This window comes from Collinsella stercoris DSM 13279, assembly GCF_020735465.1.
GTDB lineage: Bacteria > Actinomycetota > Coriobacteriia > Coriobacteriales > Coriobacteriaceae > Collinsella > Collinsella stercoris.
This window is the reverse complement of record NZ_CP085935.1, coordinates 1,526,409-1,546,561: the sequence shown is the minus strand read 5'-3', so window position 1 is coordinate 1,546,561 and position 20,153 is coordinate 1,526,409. Positions and strand designations below refer to the sequence as shown.

General features: G+C 62.0%; 18 protein-coding genes. 14 read left to right on the top strand and 4 right to left on the bottom strand.

Annotated elements, in window-relative coordinates; all coding sequences use genetic code 11:
- Positions 1–72: 72 nt before the first annotated feature.
- Positions 73–1,152 carry an aldose epimerase family protein gene (locus LK434_RS06650; protein ID WP_006719899.1) on the bottom strand — a complete coding sequence of 360 codons (1,080 nt, stop codon included), beginning with the start codon at positions 1,150–1,152 and terminating at the stop codon, positions 73–75.
- Positions 1,153–1,331: 179 nt separating this feature from the next.
- Here LK434_RS06650 and LK434_RS06645 point away from each other — a divergent pair, with 179 nt between their 5' ends.
- From LK434_RS06645 to LK434_RS06615, 7 genes are all read left to right on the top strand, one after another.
- Positions 1,332–2,348 (top strand): LacI family DNA-binding transcriptional regulator, encoded by a 1,017-nt coding sequence (locus LK434_RS06645; RefSeq protein WP_006719900.1) that lies wholly within the window; start codon positions 1,332–1,334, stop codon positions 2,346–2,348.
- Between the two features lie 387 nt (positions 2,349–2,735).
- A complete protein-coding gene (locus LK434_RS06640; RefSeq protein WP_050754935.1) occupies positions 2,736–4,289 on the top strand; it encodes a BglG family transcription antiterminator in 1,554 nt (517 codons plus the stop codon).
- Between the two features lie 56 nt (positions 4,290–4,345).
- Positions 4,346–5,779 carry a glycoside hydrolase family 1 protein gene (locus LK434_RS06635; protein ID WP_006719903.1) on the top strand — a complete coding sequence of 478 codons (1,434 nt, stop codon included), beginning with the start codon at positions 4,346–4,348 and terminating at the stop codon, positions 5,777–5,779.
- Positions 5,780–5,809: 30 nt separating this feature from the next.
- Positions 5,810–7,114: a PTS sugar transporter subunit IIC gene (locus LK434_RS06630; protein WP_198002259.1), complete on the top strand. Its 1,305-nt coding sequence runs from the start codon at positions 5,810–5,812 to the stop codon at positions 7,112–7,114.
- Positions 7,107–7,460 (top strand): PTS lactose/cellobiose transporter subunit IIA, encoded by a 354-nt coding sequence (locus LK434_RS06625; protein WP_187371188.1) that lies wholly within the window; start codon positions 7,107–7,109, stop codon positions 7,458–7,460. The genes LK434_RS06630 and LK434_RS06625 overlap by 8 nt, the downstream gene beginning before the upstream one ends.
- 70 nt (positions 7,461–7,530) lie before the next feature.
- Positions 7,531–7,851 carry a PTS sugar transporter subunit IIB gene (locus tag LK434_RS06620; RefSeq protein WP_006719910.1) on the top strand — a complete coding sequence of 107 codons (321 nt, stop codon included), beginning with the start codon at positions 7,531–7,533 and terminating at the stop codon, positions 7,849–7,851.
- A 1,027-nt stretch (positions 7,852–8,878) separates the two neighbouring features.
- Positions 8,879–9,463, top strand: coding sequence for a hypothetical protein (locus LK434_RS06615; protein WP_148334428.1), 585 nt, complete (start codon positions 8,879–8,881; stop codon positions 9,461–9,463).
- 328 nt (positions 9,464–9,791) lie between these two features.
- Here LK434_RS06615 and LK434_RS06610 read toward each other — a convergent pair whose 3' ends face one another.
- The gene (locus tag LK434_RS06610) at positions 9,792–10,553 is read right to left on the bottom strand and encodes a DeoR/GlpR family DNA-binding transcription regulator (protein WP_006719919.1); all 762 of its coding nucleotides are present in this window, start codon (positions 10,551–10,553) and stop codon (positions 9,792–9,794) included.
- Between the two features lie 30 nt (positions 10,554–10,583).
- The gene (locus LK434_RS06605; protein ID WP_227917681.1) at positions 10,584–11,348 is read right to left on the bottom strand and encodes a DeoR/GlpR family DNA-binding transcription regulator; all 765 of its coding nucleotides are present in this window, start codon (positions 11,346–11,348) and stop codon (positions 10,584–10,586) included.
- 269 nt (positions 11,349–11,617) lie between these two features.
- Between LK434_RS06605 and LK434_RS06600 the strand changes: the two genes are divergently transcribed.
- From LK434_RS06600 to LK434_RS06570, 7 genes are all read left to right on the top strand, one after another.
- On the top strand, positions 11,618–12,058 hold the full coding sequence (locus LK434_RS06600) for a PTS sugar transporter subunit IIA (RefSeq protein WP_006719926.1): 441 nt from the start codon (positions 11,618–11,620) through the stop codon (positions 12,056–12,058).
- Between the two features lie 87 nt (positions 12,059–12,145).
- Positions 12,146–12,622 (top strand): PTS system mannose/fructose/N-acetylgalactosamine-transporter subunit IIB, encoded by a 477-nt coding sequence (locus LK434_RS06595; RefSeq protein WP_006719928.1) that lies wholly within the window; start codon positions 12,146–12,148, stop codon positions 12,620–12,622.
- 78 nt (positions 12,623–12,700) lie between these two features.
- Positions 12,701–13,510 carry a PTS mannose/fructose/sorbose/N-acetylgalactosamine transporter subunit IIC gene (locus LK434_RS06590; protein ID WP_006719930.1) on the top strand — a complete coding sequence of 270 codons (810 nt, stop codon included), beginning with the start codon at positions 12,701–12,703 and terminating at the stop codon, positions 13,508–13,510.
- Positions 13,510–14,340: a PTS system mannose/fructose/sorbose family transporter subunit IID gene (locus LK434_RS06585; protein WP_006719932.1), complete on the top strand. Its 831-nt coding sequence runs from the start codon at positions 13,510–13,512 to the stop codon at positions 14,338–14,340. The genes LK434_RS06590 and LK434_RS06585 overlap by 1 nt, the downstream gene beginning before the upstream one ends.
- Positions 14,341–14,686: 346 nt before the next feature.
- Positions 14,687–16,183: a sulfatase-like hydrolase/transferase gene (locus LK434_RS06580; RefSeq protein ID WP_006719935.1), complete on the top strand. Its 1,497-nt coding sequence runs from the start codon at positions 14,687–14,689 to the stop codon at positions 16,181–16,183.
- Between the two features lie 72 nt (positions 16,184–16,255).
- A complete protein-coding gene (locus tag LK434_RS06575; protein ID WP_040360626.1) occupies positions 16,256–17,737 on the top strand; it encodes an arylsulfatase in 1,482 nt (493 codons plus the stop codon).
- 20 nt (positions 17,738–17,757) lie between these two features.
- On the top strand, positions 17,758–18,366 hold the full coding sequence (locus LK434_RS06570; RefSeq protein ID WP_006719939.1) for a hypothetical protein: 609 nt from the start codon (positions 17,758–17,760) through the stop codon (positions 18,364–18,366).
- Positions 18,367–18,810: 444 nt separating this feature from the next.
- Here the strand turns inward: LK434_RS06570 and lacG are convergent, their stop codons facing one another.
- Positions 18,811–20,142, bottom strand: a complete 1,332-nt coding sequence (lacG, locus tag LK434_RS06565) for a 6-phospho-beta-galactosidase (RefSeq protein ID WP_006719943.1) — start codon at positions 20,140–20,142, stop codon at positions 18,811–18,813.
- Positions 20,143–20,153: the final 11 nt, after the last annotated feature.

Genomic DNA, 20,153 nt, shown 5'->3' with positions numbered 1-20,153 from the left:
TGCTGTCCGCGATGGCGGGCGTTACTACCGTGCGATGGGGCGCGGTGCGCTCGGGCGCCGCGCCCGTGGGATTCAGCGGCGGGAGAAGCGATAGACGATGACGGAGCGGTACGGCTGCTCGGGGGTGCAAACGGGGTGCGGCCATGCGCTGTGGTGCATGGCGTCGGGATAGAACTCAGGCTCGAACGCGAAGCCGTGGCGGGGCTCGTATGCGGCCCCGTCCTTTGCATCGCGATCGTCGAGCCAGTTGCCCGTGTAGAGGTGCGCGCCCGGTGTGGTGATGGAGATGTCGAGCACGCGCCCGGAGGCGGCGTCCTCGGCGTGCAGTGCCGGACGGGGCGCGGCGTTCGGCGCCGCGTCGAACCCGTCGACGCACAAGCAGTGGTCGTAGCCGCGCGCCCCGGCGAGCTGGTCGTCGGCGGCGTCGATGTCGCGGCCGAGGGGCTTGGCCTCGCGGAAGTCGAAGGGCGTCCCATCGACGGGGCGCACCTCGCCCGTCGAGATGTTGTCGGCGCGCAGCGGAAGGAAGTGCCCGGCGTTCACGCGGACGGTCTGCGCGAGCGCCGACCCGGAGGCGTGCCCGGCGAGGTTGAAGTAGGTGTGGTTGGTCATGTTGACAAAGGTCTGCGCATCCGTGGTGCAGCCGTAGGTGACCGTGAGCTGCGCATCGGCCCCCTCGGGGGCGCTCAGCTCGTAGCGCGCGGTGAAGGTGCGGTTGCCGGGAAGGCCAAAGACGCCGTCCTCGAGCTCATGCGTAAAGGTGACGGCTTGGCCGCTCTCGTCCACCGCCGCGCGCCACATGCGTTTGTGCAGACCGTTCGCGAGGTCGGTGTGCAGGTTGTTGGCGAGGGCGGGGCCGTCATTTTTGGGGAGCTGGCACACGGTGTTGCCGAGCGGGACCTCGGCGCGGTCGGAGCGATTGGCGGAAGGACCCACCGTGCAGCCGTAGCAGGCGGGATTGTCGAGGTACCCGTCGAGGGCGCCAAAGCCGAGCACGATGTCGGCGGGATCGCCGGCGCGATCGGGGACGGTGACGCCCAAAAGGGTGGCGCCAAAGTCCATGACGCGCACCGAGACCTCGCCCGCGGTGAGGGTGTACGCGTGCACCTCATCGCCGGCGGGAGTCGTTCCAAACGTAGAGATATCAACCATTACGGCTCCTTTTCCGATGGAAATGCCTAATCAAGATACTAAGGCCATCATTAAATGTTAACGTACTCATTAACGGATGGAGCCGACTTTAGCGTATTCTTGCGAACGGTAAGAAACGGACGGCGACTGGTTGGGAGAGCGCCATGGGAATTGCATCGCATGAGCCGGACGGACGCGATATGCCGCAGGAGGGCGAGTCGCCCACGCGCTTCGTGTCGATGGCCGATGTCGCCGCCGCTGCCGGCGTGTCGCAGCAGACCGTGTCGCGCGTGGTGAACGACCGCCCCAACGTGTCCGAGATCACGCGCAGGCGCGTGCAGGAGGCCATGGACCGATTGGGGTTCAGGCCCAATTACGCAGGGCGATCGCTCCGTGGCGGCAGGTACCTCTCCGTGGGGCTGTGCGCGTACGACATCACGCAGGTGGGCAACCTGACGATGCTCGACGGCATCATGGGCGCGGCGCGCGAGCACGGCTACGCCATCACGCTCGTGGAGATGAGCAAGGTCGACACGTTCTCGCTCGCCGAGGCGTCGCGCGCGTTGGCGGAACGGCCCGTGGACGGCGTGATCATCGGCATGAGCCGCATGGCGCCCGATTTCGAGTCGTTCACGCCCCAGCCGGGCCTGCCCACGGTCATCGTGACCATGTTCGCCCACCCGCGGTGCACCACGGTCGACTCGGACCACTACGGATGCTCGACGCTCGTCATGGACTATCTCTTTGCGCGCGGGCACGAGCAGATCCGGTTTGTGGGTGGCCCCGATTTTTCGATCGACAGCCAGTTCCGCGAGGCGGGGTGGCAGGACGCGCTCGCCTCGCGCAGGATCGAGCCGGTCGCGCCCTTGCGCGGCGACTGGAGCGCGCGCAGCGGATACGAGGTCGGCCGCCGTTTGGCGCAGGATCGCGCCATGACTGCGGTGTACGTGGCGAACGACCAGATGGCGACGGGCGTGATCGCCGCCCTGCGCGATGCGGGCCTGCGCGTGCCCGAGGACGTGAGCGTGGTGGGCGTGGACGACTCGCTCGATCCCATGGTTCCCCACAACGAGCTCACGACCGTCCGCTTTGACCTGCGGGAGCGCGGCCGCGTGGTGTTCGAGCGCGCCGTCCCCGGCATCTCCCGCGGCATTGAGGCGATTCGCATCCCCGGCACCCTCATCGAGCGCGAGACGGTGGCCCCCAGGCGGTCGTAGCCTGCAGCTCGAACATGGCTTGCCGCTCGAGCGTGACCCCCGCCGCCGCCCGCGTCGCCTCCGTCTCCACACGTCCCGCCCCGCCCCGCTGAACGTGACCCCCGCCGCTCGAGTCGCCCCCGCCCGACCGCCCGCCGAGTGTGCGCTTTTCCAACGTTTGAACGGCTCAAACATTGGAAAAGCGCACACTCGGCGTGGGCAATAGACGCGCGAAAACCCAATACCTCCCATTCCCAATAGACTAAAGGGGAATTTACTCAAAACGTCGGGACTTGTTGTCTCGCAGGTTCGTCTCTCCCATGCAATGCGTGTCGTATAAAACGCGTCAAAGGCTGCGTTGAGGCTCATGTTGTCTCTTGGCACTATGGGAGTTGGGAGGAGGTTGACATGGCGATTCGATCATCCGATATCGTTCGTGCGCTTCATGCACATCCAAATGGAATGCAACTGGTAGATCTTGCTTCAGAGCTCGCGGTCAGTGAGCGAACGATTCAAAGGCACATTACGCGCACCAATGAGGAGCTATCCGATCTTGCGCACATCGAGCGTTTGAATCAGGGCGGATACCGTCTGGTCATCGAAGATGGCGAGGCGTTTTCGCGGTATCTCGATGGGCACGCGACTTCGCCCGCAATGCCGGAATCTCCCGATGAGCGCGTGTATTATCTGCTCAACGACTTGTGTACGCGCGAGGACTGGGTAACGCTCGATACGCTCGCCGGTGCGCTGTTCGTTTCCCGCCGCACCGTCTCTAACGATTTGCGTGAGGTGGAGAAGCGTCTGGCGTCGTTTCGACTTACGCTCGAAAGCAAGCCCTACCGGGGCATTCGCGTGACGGGAACTGAGCTCGACAAGCGTTTGTGCCTGGCGAGCACCCCACTTATCACCGATGGCGTGTGGAACGTGGTGGCGGGGATGCTCGATGCCGTGTATCAGGCCTATCGATTTGATTTCAGGAATGACCTCGAGCTGCGGATGAATCTCGCGCGCCATGTTGCGCCTTTACTCGTTCGGCTCTCGTATGGCCTGAGCGTCGATAACCCTTTGACGGAAGACATTCGGATGCGCTTCCCGCTTGCGTGGTCCATGGCGGTGGATGCCTCCCAGGCGCTTCAGCAGATGAGCGGCGCGACTGTCGACATGGCGGAAACAGGCTACATTGCTCTGGCGTTTGCGCTTGCCATTGAACGTGCGGGATCCAGCCCGTCAAAGAAGAACATCCTCGTGGTGTGCGCATCGGGCGCGGGCAGTGCCCGCCTGCTCGAGTATCGCTTTAAGCAGCAATTCGGACGATATCTTAACGAGGTGCTCACGTGTGACATTGCGGCAGTTGCTTCATGTGATTGGTCTGCAATCGACTACGTGTTCACAACGGTTCCGCTTGAGGCGGAAATTCCGGTGCCGGTCTGTCAAATCAGCGCGTTTCTCGATGCGAACGATGCAGGATACGTGCTTGAGATGCTTCAGACACCCGCCGCATCATGCCTGCTTCCATATTTTTCGCCCGAGCTCTTTTGGCCGCATGTTGAGGGCTCAAGTAAGGATGAAGTCCTCACCAAAATGCTCGATGCGGTCGGTGTCGTTAAGGGCATGGGCGATGAATTCAAGGCGTCGGTGCGCGAGCGCGAGCGCATCGCGCCCACGGCTTTTGGCAATCTTGTGGCGATGCCGCATCCGGTCCGCGCGTGCAGCGATGAGCCGTTCGTCGCCGTTGGCCTTCTCGATGAACGCATTATGTGGAACGCGCACGAGGTGCAGGCGGTGTTTCTCATTTCATTTTCCGACTCCATCGTCGATCCAGATTCTTTCAACGCCGGCATGGCGACGCTGCTTACGAACGCGGATGCGATTGCCGAGCTGTTGCGTACAAGAGCGTTTGAGACGCTACAAGCGATTCTCCTTGGGCGTATAGCCGCTCCGGAGGGAAACACATTGCGGTAGATGTGCGGCTGCGAGCCGCAAGAGCAATAGGGACGAGTGCCCGGAAAGGTGACGGCATGGCGGTAGACAAGGGATTTCTGTGGGGCGGCGCGACGGCCTCATATCAGTGCGAGGGGGCATGGGATGCCGATGGCAAGGTGCCCTCAAATTGGGATTGGTGGCTCCATGAGCGTGAGCTCCCCAACGCCGATGTGGCAAGCGACCACTACCATCATGTGCTCGAGGATATTGCCCTGGCAAAGGAGGGCGGTCATACCGCGTACCGCTTCTCGCTGTCTTGGCCTCGCATTATCAAGGACCGCGAGGGTACGGTGAACGAGGCGGGTATCGCGTTCTACAACAAGATTATCGATGCATGTGCAGAGGCGGGCATCGAGCCGTTCGTGACCGTGTTCCATTGGGATCTTCCCATGTATTGGGAGGAGCTGGGCGGTTGGACCAACACTCAGACTGCGCTGGCGTTTGAGCATTACGCCCGCGTGTGCTACGAGGCATTTGGCGATCGCGTCCGGTCATGGGTCACGATTAACGAGCCCAAATGGTTTACCTCGCGTGGCTATTTGGTGGGAGATTACCCGCCGTTCCACCAGAACGCCCAAGAGTACATTCAAGCGGGATTCAACATCATGTTGGCGAGTGCTCTGGGCGTCAAGGCGTTCCGCGAGGGCGGTTTCGAGGGCTCCATTGGCATCGTCCACAGCTATACGCCCGTGTACGGTATCGATGACACGATCGAGTCTCAGATCGCGGTGCGCTACGCCGACAACTTCAACAACAACTGGGTATTGGATACCGCGGTGTTTGGCGAATTCCCCATCGATCTGGTCACGGAGCTTTCCCGCACGTACGACTTGTCGTGCATGAAGCCGGAATACCTGCGCATCATCAAAGCGAATACCGTCGATTTCCTTGGTTTGAATTACTACTCGAGCACCGACGTCAAGGCGTGGACCGAGGGTGAGACCACGTTGCGGTTCAACACGTCGGGCAAGGGCGGCGAGCGCGGCAAGATCATGGTGAAGGGTTGGTTCGAGCAGGTCTACAACCCGCACCATAAGTTCACCGATTGGGGCATGGAAATCTATCCCGAAGGCCTCTACCACGGTCTTAAGAAGGCGTTCGATAAATATCACGTCCCTCTGTACATCTCAGAAAACGGAATTGGTTGCTACGAGGACATTGTCGACGAGCCCGTGCACGACGATTACCGCATCTCCTTCCTGCAAGATCACATCGCCGCGATGCTCGACGCCATGGATGACGGCGTGGATATGCGTGGTTACTTCGTATGGTCGTTGTTCGATCTGTATTCCTGGATCAGCGGCATGGAAAAGCGCTACGGGCTTATTGGAGTCGCGGACGACGAGGAGCATCGCCGCGTTCCCAAGGACTCGTTTACGTGGTTCAAGCGCGTGATCGAAACGGGTGGCGACTGCATCGACCGTAGCCAGTACAAAGACGAGCCCGTTGCTTCACCGGAATCTGCATAGATATCGCAATCGTTCTAGAAAGGAATGATCATGGCCAATATCAACGACACAATTGAACGCAAGCTGCTTCCGCTTGCAAATAAAATGTCGAGTTGGCGCTATCTCAAGGCAATCCGAGATTCGTTTTTGACACTGCTTCCCATTTCCCTGACGGGTGGTATCGCGTCAGTGCTGGGCGCCGCGCCGTTCCCCAAGGAAGAGGCCGAGGGTTTTTTATACCTGTGGGCGGTGTTTGCGGAGAACGCGAACTTCATCCTCACGTGGATCAACACGGTGACCATCGGCGGTCTGTCTCTGTATTTCGGTATTGGCATTACGTATTACCTGTGCCGACACTACAAGATCAACCCCTTTACGCCGCTGCTGGTGAATATCGTCGGCTTTTTGATGCTAATCGTCGGTCCTCAGGAACTTGGTTGGGCGGGAACGATTGCCGACCTGAGCTATATCGGCGGCAAGGGCTTGGTTCCGGCGATGATCGTCTCGATCTTTACAGTTGAGGCATATCGTTTCCTTACCAACAAGAACTTTGGTCGCATCAAGATGCCCCCGAGCGTTCCTCCGGTGCTGAGCGACACGTTTGCCAATATGGTGCCCTGCCTGGTTATCATTGGCGTGTTCTCCGCGGGGTTCACCATTTTCCACAACATGGGAACCACGATGGCCGGCTTTATGTATCAGGTCATCGCTCCGTCCTTCGCGGCTTCCGATAACCTGATTTTTGTGATCCTGGTCACCCTCGTCACGCACTTTCTCTTCTTCTTTGGCATCCACGACACCGCTATCGCGGGCTTTGTTGGACCAATTCGTGAGGGCAACCTTGCCGTCAACGCCGCCGCTCATCTTGCCGGCGAGCCCATGCAGTTCATCTACACGACGCCATTTTGGGTGTACTTCGTGATCATTGGCGGCTGCGGCAGCGTGCTCGCCCTTGCCATCCTGCTGCTGCGCTGCAAGTCCCGTGTGTGCCGTTACGTGGGTCGCATCGGCATCATCCCGAGCTTCTTCGGTATCAACGAGCCGATCGTCTTTGGCCTGCCCGTCGTGCTCAACCCGATCTTCTTTATTCCTTTTATGCTGGCGCCCTTGGTTAACGGTATCGCTGCCTACCTGCTTATGAGCGCGGGCGTGATGGGCAAGACGTTTGCCCTGCTCTCTTGGAACATGCCAAACATATTCGGTGCGTTCTTGTCCACGATGGACTGGACAACCGTGGTGTTCATTCTGGTGTTCACCGTGGTCGACATGTTGATTTACTACCCGTTCCTGCGCGTGTACGACAAACAGCAGGTGCAGCTCGAGCTTGAGGGCGATGGAGATGATGACGATGAGTAGTGATGTCCAGATGGATGAGACGCAGATCGCGTGCTTCTCGATTATCTCGTATGTTGGCGAGGCGAAGTCCTGCTACATGGAGGCTTTGCGCGCGGCTCGCAAGGGCGAGTTTGACCAGGCTCGCACGCTGGTGGAGCAAGGGTCGGCACATTTTGCCGAAGGCCACCAGGCGCACGGAACGCTTATTACGCGAGAGGCCGCTACGGGGGATGTCCCCACTTCACTTCTGCTTATGCATGCGGAGGCTCAGCTGATGGACGCCGAGAGCTGCAAGACGTACACGGTTGAGTTTATCGAGCTGCATGAGGAGCTTACCGCCCTGAGGAAGGGAATGGCAGCCGCATAAGGTCTGTGCTTGGGGCGTCACATGCGCCACGTATTCGAATAAGGATTCTAGAGTAGGAAAGAGGCTCATCATGGAAAAGGTCATGCTGGTATGCAACGGGGGTATGTCCACGAGCATCATGGCAAAGCAGATTCACGAGGCGTCCGAGGGTCGCTACGAGGTCAAAGCATATTCCGAGAGCGTGTATGCGAACAACCTCGACGACGATATCAAAGTGATCCTCATCGCTCCTCAGATTCGTTTTCTCAAAGACGATATCCAGGCAATCGTGGGGCCCGATCGCGTGGTCGAGGCAATCGACATGCAGACGTATGGTCTCATGAATGGCAAGAAGGTCACCAAACTCATCGACAAGCTGTATCGGGAGCATGGGCTCGAAGTAAGCGAATAGGTTGTTATTCGTTTTTGAGTGGGCTTGGTCGAATGACTCTTAGACCGGCGAGGCTTTACATGGTCGCGCCGGTTTTGTGTGCGCGTTTTTTTGGCCTTGATGCGTTGGTACCTTTGCTTGAAGGCTTGAGGTGCATGTTGGTTTCGGCGCACCGCCCTTTAGGTTTTGGCCGGGAGGTAGCTTCGGGTCGTTTTCGCCGAGTGTGCGCTTTTCCAACGTTTGAACGGCTCAAACGTTGGAAAAGCGCACACTCGGCGAAAAACAGAGACCCAAAGAGTGCGGGGCAGAGCCAGTACGGTTTTATGCCGAGGTTTTATGCCGAGCTGAACGTTGCGGGGAGCCGAGCTGAACGTTGCGGAGAAATAGGAGGGCTTTCCGCTTCGAAGATTTTTCGTATTATGCAGAAAAGTCTCTAGGATGGTGAACCCGGAGCCGCTTGCGACAAGATGAAGACCGTTCGCCGAATCGCCAAATTGCCTGCGCCGCCTTGGAGCTGGGAGAGTAAGACGAACCCCGAGTTTTTGTCAGATGGTGACGGGATATCGCCTGATACGGTCGACGCTTCAACTTGTTCTGCTCAGGCGGGAGGGCGGCCATGCGATGCAACTGCGATCTGGTACGAAAGCTCAACGAATCGGCTCGATCTGGATATCTGTACGCCCCAATTGGAGAGTCCGAACGATGCTCGCTGCGCAGGCGCCTTCATTGCGGGGAAGTGATCGAGCCATATCCCGGTCTGTATGTCCCTGCTGATTTCCATCAGAAGGCGACCCCACGCGCTAAGGCGTATATGCTCATCAAAACTCTTTCCAAGCGGCATCCGGATTGGGTGTTCTCCTCATTCAGCGCAGCGTTGGTTCATGGTTTGCAGGTCCCCTATGCGCACTTGAGCGCCCTGCACGTGAGCGTTGAGCCAGGTGGAAACAGAAGGCGTTGCGCGGGAAAGGTGAGCTGCCACTCGTCGGAGGCTTTGGCCGCCGCGCAGCGCGCTGACATTCCTCCCGTCACAGTTGTTCAGGGGATTCGCGTGACCACGGTCGAGCACACCGTGATGGAGTGCCTCTGCCGGTCAAACTTTAGGGACGGTCTTGTGGTCGCCGATTCGGCCCTGCATTGTAGCTTGACCACAAAGTCACTGGTGGAAAGGCAATTCCTGGAGTGGGGTCGGGGAAAAAGGGGGATTCGGCAGGCAAGGGCAACTCTGGCATATGCGGACGGGGGCAGCGAGAGCGGTGGCGAGTCTCTTGTTCGGGCGGCCATTATCGAATTGGGGTTCGCCGTGCCCTCGCTGCAGGTGCTTGTGGATGATCCCCTTGAGCCAAACAACCCAAAGCGGGTCGATATGGCATGGCGTTTGGGGGATGGGTCCCTGGTAATTCTTGAGGTGGACGGAAAGATCAAATATGTACAGGCGGCGAACGGACGCGAAAAGACCCTATATGAGATGGCGGCAACGTTTTCAAAGGAGCGCCGAAGGGAGTCTCATCTCAACATGACCGGGGCGAAGGTTCTGAGATGCTCCGTTGAGGACGCGTGTGACGGCGAAGGCTTTCGAGATATGCTTGAAAGGGCTGGTGTACCAAGGGCAATGAGTGCGGAGCGGCCCAATTAAGCGAGGCGCTGTCTGTTTTGGCATATCGCTCTCTCATATGGGTGCATTGTGCTTGAGATTGGATTGCGGCCGGAGCCGCCTTTTCGCCGAGTGTGCGCTTTTCCAACGTCTGAAGTGGTTCAAACGTTGGAAAAGCGCACACTCGGCGAAGGGACGGTGCGTTGCCAAAGCGGGGCCGGCAAGAACGACTACGCGGCGCCAAAGGGGTAGCCAGCAAGAACTGCCGCGCGGTGCCAGAGCGGGGGCCAGCAAGAACGACTACGCGACATCGCGCGGTGCCACGCGACGTGACGCGGCGCCGCGCGATGTTACGCCGTGTTGCGCGGCGCTACGCGATGATGAGGCGGGTCGAGGCCTCGATGGCGGCTCGCTGCTCGGGCGTGGCGCTGGCGTCGGTGATGACCGCGTCGATGCGGTCGAGGTTGCAGAAATTGTAGAAGTCCTGCTGCCCGATCTTGCTCGCGTCGCACACGAGGTACCGCTCGCCGCTCCGGTCGCACGCCAGCGACTGGAGGCGCCCCTCGTCCAAGTTCGACGTGAACGCCGTGCCGCCGCTCACGCCGTTGGCGCCGATAAAGCACTTGTCGATGCCCATGGGGGAGAGCATCTCCTCGGTCACGGCGCCTATCAGCGAGCCGGACCTGCTGCGGTACTGGCCGCTCAAGACGCAGATCTCGATGGCCTCGTTTCGCTGCAGGATGCTGAACGCGATCAGGCTGTTGGTGACCACGCGAAGCGGCACGGCGGGCAGCAGGCGGGCAATGGAGGCGCAGGTCGAGCCCGGCCCCAAAAAGACGGTGTCCTTCTCCTTGATGAGCCCGCACGCCGCTCGCGCGATGTCCTGCTTTTCCTGCGGCCGGATCGAGAGCTTCTCAAAATAGGGGAGCTCGGTGGGTGGCGCCTGCAGCGCGTTGGGCAGGCGAATGCCGCCGTGCTCGCGAATGACGCGGCCTGCCGCGGCGAGTTCGTCAAAATCGCGGCGCGCGGTCATCTCGGAGATGTCGAATGAGCGCGCCGCCTGCCGCACGGAGAGCGACCCTTGCTGGTGGCAGAGCTCGAGCAGCTTTTCCAAACGTTCGGTTTTGAGCATGAAGGCCTCCTTTGCGAGGGTTGCGCCCGGCTATTCGGTGACGACGGTGGTCCAGGAGCGGAGCGCCTCGAGCTGGTCGGGAGCGGTGTCGGGGTTGATGAACACGGCATCGATGCGGTCGAGCGTCGTGAAGGCGTAAAAATCGCGCCGCCCGACCTTCTCGCCGTCGGTGACGATATACCGTTCGTCGGCGCGGTCGAGCGCATCGGCGAGCACCATCGCGGAATCCATGTACGAGCCGAAGACCTCGTTGCCAAAGATGCCGGTGGTGGACACAAACGCCTTTGACGCGGTGAGCCCAAAAAAGCCGTTATGGCTGCTCGGCATGGTGAAGACGCGCGTCTGGCGGCGGTACGTGCCGCCAATGAGATAGAGGTCGACCTCGGTGTTGTCGGCCAAGAGACTGAACAGGGGCGCGTTGTTGGTGATGACCCGGATGCCCCGTGTGGGCAGGTACTCGCACATGAGCTCGAGCGTGGAGCCGCCGCCCATGAAGATGGAGTCGCCGGGTTTGACGTAGCGTGCCGCGAGCTTGGCGGCCTCCCGTTTTTGCTGCACATTTTGATGGCGCTTCTCGTCATGGGTGTGCACGCGCGAGAGGGTGGTGCCATGCGCGCTGTGCGGGAGCTGCGCCCCGCCGTGCACGCGCGTGATGAGCCCCTCCGCGGCGAGGTCTGCCAGATCGCGGCGAACCGTCATGCTCGAGACCCCGAGACCCTGGGCGATGCCGTTGACGGTGACCGTGTGGCGCTGTTTGAGAAGGTTGAGGATTGCTTGATGCCGCTCGGACTTCATGGCTCCTCCTATGGTGTTAGTAATCATGTTCGTTTTAATTAAAACGAACAACAATACATCTGACAAGTGTTCCTTAATATGAACACGCCTTTCACTGCCAAAAACCTACCGTTCACGGGTTCTATCGATAAAAAAGCAGGTATCTCTAGCAGACGAGGACATCTTGTCTAATTCCGACCTTGACAATGTTGAAAACATAGAGAATCATAAAGGCACAAAAACAAACAACAAAGAACGATTCAAACATGACGAACACGAAAGGATCGCCCATGCGTATCGGCGTAATTCTCGCAAGCCACGGAGAGTTTGCACGTGCCGCCCTCGGTGCCGTCGAGATGATCGCGGGCAAGCAGCCCGACGTCGTCGCCCTTGGCCTGACGGCCGAGAAGAGCCTGGAGACGTTCGAGGCGGAGATGCGCGATGCCTACGAGGCGCTCCACGCCGACTGCGATCTGGTCGTCACGCTGTGCGACATCTACGGGGGCACCCCCTTTAACGTGACCACCCGCTGCCTGCTCAACGGCATGGACATGGTCGCCTACACCGGTCTTTCCATGCCCGTCGTGGTCGAGCTCCTGCTCACCCGCGACGGCCTCGATTCCGCCGACGCGGTCCGCTCCCAGCTCACCGCGGCCCATGCCGGCGCGCAGCAGGAGATCAAGGCCCCGGTCGTCGCCGCGGCCGACGAGGACGACGACCTCGACCTCTAGTCACATTTCAATCCGCCCATCTTCCGGCGCTGATGGCGCGGCACCCACCACAGACAGTACGCAAGTGCGAACGATAAGGAGAACATCATGGCACTCAAGCTCGTCGACATCGATGACCGTCTGATTCACGGCCAGGTGGCCACCACGTGGATCCCCGATTTTGGCATCGAGTCCGCAATCATCGTCTCCGACAAGGTCGCCAACGACCCCGTGCAGAAGTCCGTGGCGGGCCTCGCCGTCCCCGAGATCAAGGTGTCGGTCTTCGGCGTCGACAAGTTCATCGACGTCCTCAAGAAGACCACCCTCAAAAAGGCCACGATGGTGCTCTTTACCAACCCCATCGACGCGCTCAAGCTGCATGAGAACGGCCTGCCGTTCGACTACCTCAACGTCTCCGGCATGCGCTTCAACGACGAGCGTCACCGCCTGCACAAGAACATGTCCGTCACCGCCGAGGAGAAGGCCGCCTTCGAGGAGCTCATCGGGATGGGCGTCGAGTGCTGGATGCAGACGACCACGCGCGATTCCAAGGAGCCGGTGTCCGAGCTCCTCAAGAACTACTAGACACGGTAACAAGCTCCGGGCAAGAGGGGTTCGGAGTGGTTTGCGCAAAGAGCGTGAACGCATAGGGAAGGAGAGCGTATGCTTCAGGCACTTTTGCTCGCCATTTGGGCGGGTCTGTGCACCTGGGACCAGTTCGGTCCTCACCTGGGCTTCCGTAAGCCCTTGCTGGCGTCCGTGGGCGTCGGCATCATCCTGGGCGACATGACGACCGCCATCATGATCGGCGCCACCATGGAGCTCATGTGGCTCGGCGTCAACAACATCGGCGCCTATGTTCCGCCGGATGTCATCTCCGGCACCATCGTGGGTGCGGCCCTGGGCATCATGGGCGGCGGCGACACCGCCAGCGCCATCGCGCTCGCAGTCGCCATCGGCATCCCCACGGCCACGCTCGTCCAGCAGCTGAACATCCTGGTCATGACCACCAACGTCTCGCTCGTCCACGCCGCCGACAAGGCCGTCGAGTCCGGCAAGTTCAACGCCGTGAACAAGTACTTCTGGACCGGCGCCTTCTGCTTCTTCCTGACCCGCGCCGTTCCGGTGTTCATCGCCACGGGCATCGGCTCCTTCGTGATCGAGGACATCATGAACTTCCTGCAGACGCAGGTGCCGTGGGTCCTCTCCGGCTTCTCCACCGCCGGTGGCATGATGCCCGCCGTTGGCCTGGCCATGCTCCTCACCATGATGATGAAGAAGAACATGTGGATCTTCCTGCTGCTCGGCTTTGTCCTGGCTGCCTTCCTGAACGTCCCCACCGTTGGCATCGCCCTGGCCGCCTGCGCCGCCGCCGGCATTTGGGATGTCATCACGGAGGGTCAGAAGAACCAGCCCGCCCCCGCCGTTGCTGCTGCCGGTTCCGATGACGATGACGAGGAGTACGATCTCTAATGGGTAAGATTTCCAATTCCACCCTGAACAAGGTGCTCCTGCGCACCCAGGGCTGCCAGTTCGCCCACAACTACGAGCGCATGCAGTCGCTCTCGCTGACGTATTGCTTCGCGCCGGTTCTCGAGGAGCTCTACAAGGACGCCCCCAAGGAGCAGCGCGTCAACGCCATGAAGCGCCACCTCGAGTACTTCAACACGCACCCCATCGCGATTCCGTTCATCCTGGGTATCACCGCCGCCATCGAGGAGTCCACGGACGAGGACCAGAAGGACACCGTCGTCGGCATCAAGACCTCCCTCATGGGCCCCTTCGCCGGCCTGGGCGACTCCCTGCTCAACCTCACCTGGTTCCCCATCGCCGGCTCCATCGGCGCCTCCATGTGCGTCGACAACGGCTCCATCGTGGGTCCGCTCGTGATGTTCCTGCTCATCAACCTGCTCTACTGGCCGCTCAAGTACTTTGGCCTGCACAAGGGTTATGAGATGGGTATGGACCTGGTGGAGAAGGCCGGCGTCCAGGTCTTCGATCGCCTGGGTAACCTGGCCAACGTGCTGGGCGTCATGGTCACGGGCGGCCTGATCGCCACGACCGTCAAGCTCAAGCTCGCCGTTCAGTTCGCCTTTGGCGAGGGCGACCCGCTGATTCTCCAGGACCAGCTCGACAAGGTGCTGCCCTATGCGCTGCCCGTCCTGTTGACCTTCATCTGCTACCGCCTGCTCAAGAAGGGCCAGGGCAAGAACTCCGCGCAGATCATCATCGGCTGCATCGTGTTCGCCCTCGTCTTCGCCGCCATCGGGTACTACTTCCCGGCGTTCAAGATCTTCGCCTAATCGCGAGCTCGTAAGGGGCAAACCGCTCGAGGCCCGCGCCCCGCATGTCGGGCGTGGGCCTTTTTCGTCCCCGGCGCCCCTGGCCTGCCCGGTGCCCGGCGTGCGCCTCGGTGTCCGCCGCTGGTCCGGTGCCTGCCGCTGGCCTGGCGCGTGCTGCTGGCCTGGCGCGTGCCGCTGGTCCGGTGCCTGCCGCTGGCCTGGCGATCGGCGTCCGCCTTCCCGGCGACGCCTGCCCGAGCCCTTGCCCGGTATTTGTTCCGGCGCCCTTCGCCCGTCCCTTGTGCCCCTCGCTCCCCGTTGCCGATGACGGGGCTTCCGCTTCCATCCGCCTACCGAAAGGACATCAATGAGAACCGTCCTTGTTCTGATGGACACGCTTCGCCGCGACGTCTTGTCGTGCTACAACCCCGTGACCGACGTGCAGACGCCCCATCTGGACGCGTTCGCCGAGCGCTCCTGCGTGTTCGACAACCACTGGATCGGCTCCGCGCCCTGCATGCCTGCCCGCCGCGACATCCTCACCGGGCGCTACAACTTCCTCGAGCGCCCCTGGGGACCAATCGAGCCCTTTGACGTCACGCTGCCCCAGTGCCTGCGCGCGCAGGGCGCTTTCTGCCACATCACCACCGACCACTGCCACTACCTGCGCACCGGTGGCGAGGGCTATCTGCAGGAGTTCAACACGTGGGACTACCACCGCGGCCAGGAGGGCGACCCGTGGGTGAGCCGCATCGACGAGCCCACCAACATGCCCGAGACGTTCTACGGCCGCGTGCGCGAGCAGTACCAGAAGAACCGTCAGCTGTGGCCGCGCGAGGAGGACATGCCCAGCCCCAAGACCTTCCAGTCCGCATGCGACTGGATCGAGGACAACAAGGGGCACGACGACTTCTTCCTCATGGTCGAGGCGTTCGACCCGCATGAGCCCTTTGACGTGCCGGACGAGTACATGGAGATGTACGGCGGCGATGAGGGGCTCGACCGCGACTACTTTGAGATCCCCCTGTACAAGCGCGTGTCCGACACGGACGTGACGCCCGAGGCGGAAGCCTACATCCAGCGCCGCTACAAGGCGCTCGTCACGATGACCGACCGCTGGTTCGGCAAGCTCATCGACACGCTCGAGGCCAACGACATGCTCGACGACACCCTGGTGATGGTGACCACCGACCACGGGTACTTCCTGGGCGAGCGCGATTACATGGGCAAGAACTACATGCACCTGTACAACGAGTTGGCGCACCTGCCGTTCATCGTGCACTTCCCGGGCGGCGCCCGCGCCGGTGAGCATGCGGGGCAGATCACGCAGGCCATCGACATCATGCCCACGGTGCTCGAGGCGCATGGCTGCGAGGTGCCGGCGGACGTGTGCGGCGTGTCCCTCATGCCGCTGGCGACCGACGCGGAGGCGCCCACGCGCGACTACGCCCTGTACGGCGTGCACGCCATGACGGTCAACGTGACCGACGGCGAGCTCACGTATTTCCGCGCGCCGGTGGCGGACAACCAGCCCTGCTTTGAGTACGCGGCGCTGCCGCACACCATCCGCAAGAAGATGGGGTCGGACTGCCCGGAAGAGATCGAGTGCGGCCGCTACTTCGCGCGCACGCGCTACCCGTTGTTCAAGATTCCGTGTAAGAAGCCCGCGCAGATCGAGGGCAGCGCGCCGTTGGCGGAGGTCTCCGAGACCATGCTGTTCGACCTTGCGACCGACTACGGCCAGACCGTCAACCTGGCGGGTACGGGCGATGCGCGCGAGCAGCGCATGATCGAGCTGCTGCTGCGCGGTCTTGAGGAGCACGAGGCGCCCGCTGAGCAAAAGGAGCGCCTGGGCCTGGCGTAGAGGCCGATGCAACGAAACGGCGCCCCGAGCGGCTTTGGCCCGCTTGGGGCGCACGTGTGGAAGGGAGACAAGATGGCAAGCAATACGCAGCGCCCCAACGTGCTGCTCATCATGTGCGATCAGATGCGCGGCGACTGCCTGGGCATCGATGGGCATCCGGACGTCAAGACGCCGTACCTCGACACGCTGGCGGCCGACGGCATGCTGTTTGAGAACGCCTACGCGGCGTGCCCGAGTTGCATTCCGGCGCGCGCCTCGCTCTTTACGGGCAAGACGCCCGCGGGCACGGGGCGCGTGGGCTACCAAGACGGCGTGGATTGGGAGTATGACCACATGCTCGCGCAGGAGCTGCGCGACGGCGGCTACCAGACCGCCGTGGTGGGCAAGATGCACGTGCATCCGCCGCGCCTGGGCTGCGGCTTTGAGCACATGCGCCTGCACGACGGCTACATCGGCCATTACCGCAAGGCCAACCTGCCGTATTGGATGCACCAGAACGTCTCCGACGACTACATGCGCTTTTTGAAGAACGAGCTGGGCGAGTTCGCCGATGTGAACGGCTCGGGCGTGGAGAACAACTCGTGGATCGCGCACCCCTGGGTGTACGAGGAGCGCCTGCATCCCACCAACTGGGCCGTCGACGAGTCCGTTCGCTTTTTGGAGACGCGCGACCGCACGCGCCCGTTCTTCCTCATGACGAGCTTTGTGCGGCCCCATCCGCCGTTCGACGCGCCGCAGACGTACTTCGACCTGTACCGCGACATGGAGCTGCGCGAGCCCGCCGCGGGCGATTGGGACAACACAGAGGCCACCGAGCGCGACGGCATGGTGCTCGACAGCATCCACGGCTGCCGCGACGCCGAGCTGCGCCGCCAGGCCATGGCGGGCTACTACGCGTGCATCACGCACATGGATCATCAGATCGGCCGCCTCATCACGGCGCTCGAGAACGACGAGACCTACCACAACACGGTGATCGTGTTCTGTTCCGACCACGGCGAGATGCTGTTCGATCACGGCCTGTTCCGCAAGGTGCTGCCGTATGAGGGCTCGACGCGCATCCCGTTCATCGTGCACGTGGGCAAGAACGTCCCGCGCGTGGCGCAATCCCGCGCGCGCGGGACGAGCGAGAGCGTGGTCGAGCTCATGGACCTCATGCCCACCCTGCTCGACCTGTGCGGCATCGACGTGCCCGAGGGCGTGGAGGGCGCCTCGCTTGTGGGCGAGCTGACCGGCGCCGCCCCGCTCGACCGCGCCTACCTGCACGGCGAGCACAGCCGCGATGCGGAGCAGTCCAACCAGTGGATCGTCACCCCGCACGACAAGTACATCTGGTTCACGCAGACGGGCGTGGAGCAGTACTTCGACTTGGACGCGGACCCGCGCGAGACGGTCGATCTCATCGGCGACCCCGCCCGCGCCGAGCGCATCGCCGAGCTGCGCTCGGCGCTCGTCCGCGAGCTCGAGGGCCGCGAGGAAGGGTATAGTGTGGACGGCGAGCTCGTGGTGGGCCGCACACCCGCGGTGGTGCTGGAGCACCCGCGCGGCGCTTGAGGAGAGGAGCCTGGTTCGTCATGAGCATGCAACAGATCGGCATCATCGTTTTGGCGGCGGCGCTCGCCGCCCTCATCTACGTCGAGGTGCAAAAGCGCTCGACGTTCGCCAAGATCGAGCACTATATGGAGGAGCAGGACTTCGCGAGTGTGCTCGCCCTGCTCGACCGTCCGATCACGCGCGTGCTGTACCCGGCGTACAACCGCCTGTTCATGCGCCTGAACGCGTGCTTGGCCATGGGCGACACCGAGGCCACGGTCCGCGTGATCGAGGAGATGCTGCCGCTGCGCATGACCAAGCAGCAGGAGCTCGCGCTTGCCATCAAGGCGTTCAGCTTTTACGTGGAGATTGAGGACAAGGACGGCGCGGGCAAGATGCTCGAGCGTATCGAGGCCCACGGCTCCAAGGAGATGGCCCAGATGAGCCGGCAGACGTATGAGATCTTCCTGTGCGGCTCGACCGCCTATATCGACGAGATGGAGGCGGCCCTGGCCGACGCGCCGTTGCCGGAGCAGGCGCGCCTGTGCCAGCTGCTGGCGCTGCAGTACGAGAGCCGTGGCGACCAGCCTCGCGCCGACGAGTACCACGCCCGCGCCAAGAAGGCGTTCGAGCGCGCCCTCAAGCAGTAGGGACGCCGTGGGCCGCCGCGGTGCAGATGCGGTGCGGGGCGGGCGCGGCGCGAAGCCGTTGCGCCGCGGACGGATGTGCCGCAGATCGTTGCGGCTTGGGTCTCGAGCGCCGCGGGCCGATGCGTCACGAGGCCGATGAGCCGCGGGCCGATGCGCTGCGGGATGCTCGCCACAGGGCCGCCGCGATGTGGGAAACGCCACCGAGAGTTGACTCTCGGTGGCGTTTTCTTGTGCGAACGGGGATTTTGCGCCGCGAAAGGTAACTCTCGCGGAATCTGTAGCGGCGTGGTGCAGAGCCCACACCCCGGTCCAGCCCGATTCCCGGCTTCGGTCTCCGTCCCGGCCCAATTCATGGCTCCGGTCCACAAAGTCTCGGCTCACGTCCCGGCCAAAGCCCCGGCCCCGGTCTCCACCCCGACTTCGCGGCACCTTCGGCGATGCCGCCTATGCCAGGCGCCCGGTCTCCGCAACGCGCTTGAACCAATAGGCGCTCGCCTTGGGCGTGCGCTCCTGCGTCTCAAAGTCGACGTAGAAAAAGCCGTAGCGCTTGTTGTACCCGTTGGTCCAGGAGAACTGGTCCTGCAGGCTCCACAGGAAGTAGCCGCCCACGTTGACGCCCACCTCCATGGCCTTAAGCAGCCAGCGCAGGTGCTGCTCGATGTAGTCGATGCGCGGCTGGTCGTCCACAAAACCGTCCTTGTAGGGGTCCTTGTAGCCCATGCCGTTCTCGGTGATGAAGATCTGCTTGTAGTTGGGGTAGCGCTGCTTAATGTAGACGAGCAGATCGAACAGACCCTCGGGATAGATGATCCAGTCCCAGTCGGTGGTGGGGATGCCGGGCCGCACCGCGCGCTCGCCCACGCCCGCCAGGCGCCACCGACCCGTGCCCTTCTCTCCCGTGCCGTTGTGGCGCAGCTCGCTTTGCCCCTCATATGCCTTGAGGAAGCGGCTCTGGTAGTAATTGATGCCCAGGCAGTCGTTGAGCCGTGCGGCCTCGCGCATGATGGCGAGGTCGCCGTGGGGAATTGCCATGGCGCCGCCGGAGGATGTGCACAGCTCCTCGATGATCGCCAGGGTGTCGGGCGCGTAGTCCCCGCGGAACGTGGCGTCGAGCAGCAGGCGGTTTTGCAGGACATCGTCACGCGCCGCGGCGGCGATGTCGCCGGGGTCGCACGGGTCGTAGGGGTACTTGTACTCGAGCGCATGGATGACGCCGATCGTACCCGGGTAGCCTCCGTGCTTGAACGCCACGACGGCCCTCGCATGCGCGAGCATCATGTTGTGCTGCGCCTGGAGGCATTCATGCGGGCATGCCTTCTTGCCCAGGGGCCAGGTGCCCTCGACGTAGCGGTTGAGCGTTGCGGCGGCGATCTCGTTGAAGGTGAACCAGTGGGTCACCTCGGCGCGGTACTCCTCAAAGCAAAAGCGCGCATACGCCTCGAAGGCGTCGATGGTCGCGGGGTTGAGAAAGTCGCCGTTCTCGTACAGGGCGGCGGGGGAGTCGAAATGGTGCAAGGTGACGTACGGCTCGACCCCGTGCGCGTGGCAGCTCGCGAACAGATCGTGGTAGAACTGCACACCCTCGGGGTTGGGGCTTCCCACGCCGCCGTTGGGGAAGATGCGGCTCCATGCGATGGAGACGCGGATGCCCGTCATGCCGAATCGCTGGCAGAGCTCGAGGTCCTTGTCGTAGCGGTTGTAGAAATCGCAGGCGGGCTCGGGTGAGAAGCGTTCCTGCTCGGCGAGATAGTCGTGAATTCGGAAAAGTTCTTGCATGTTTGAAACTG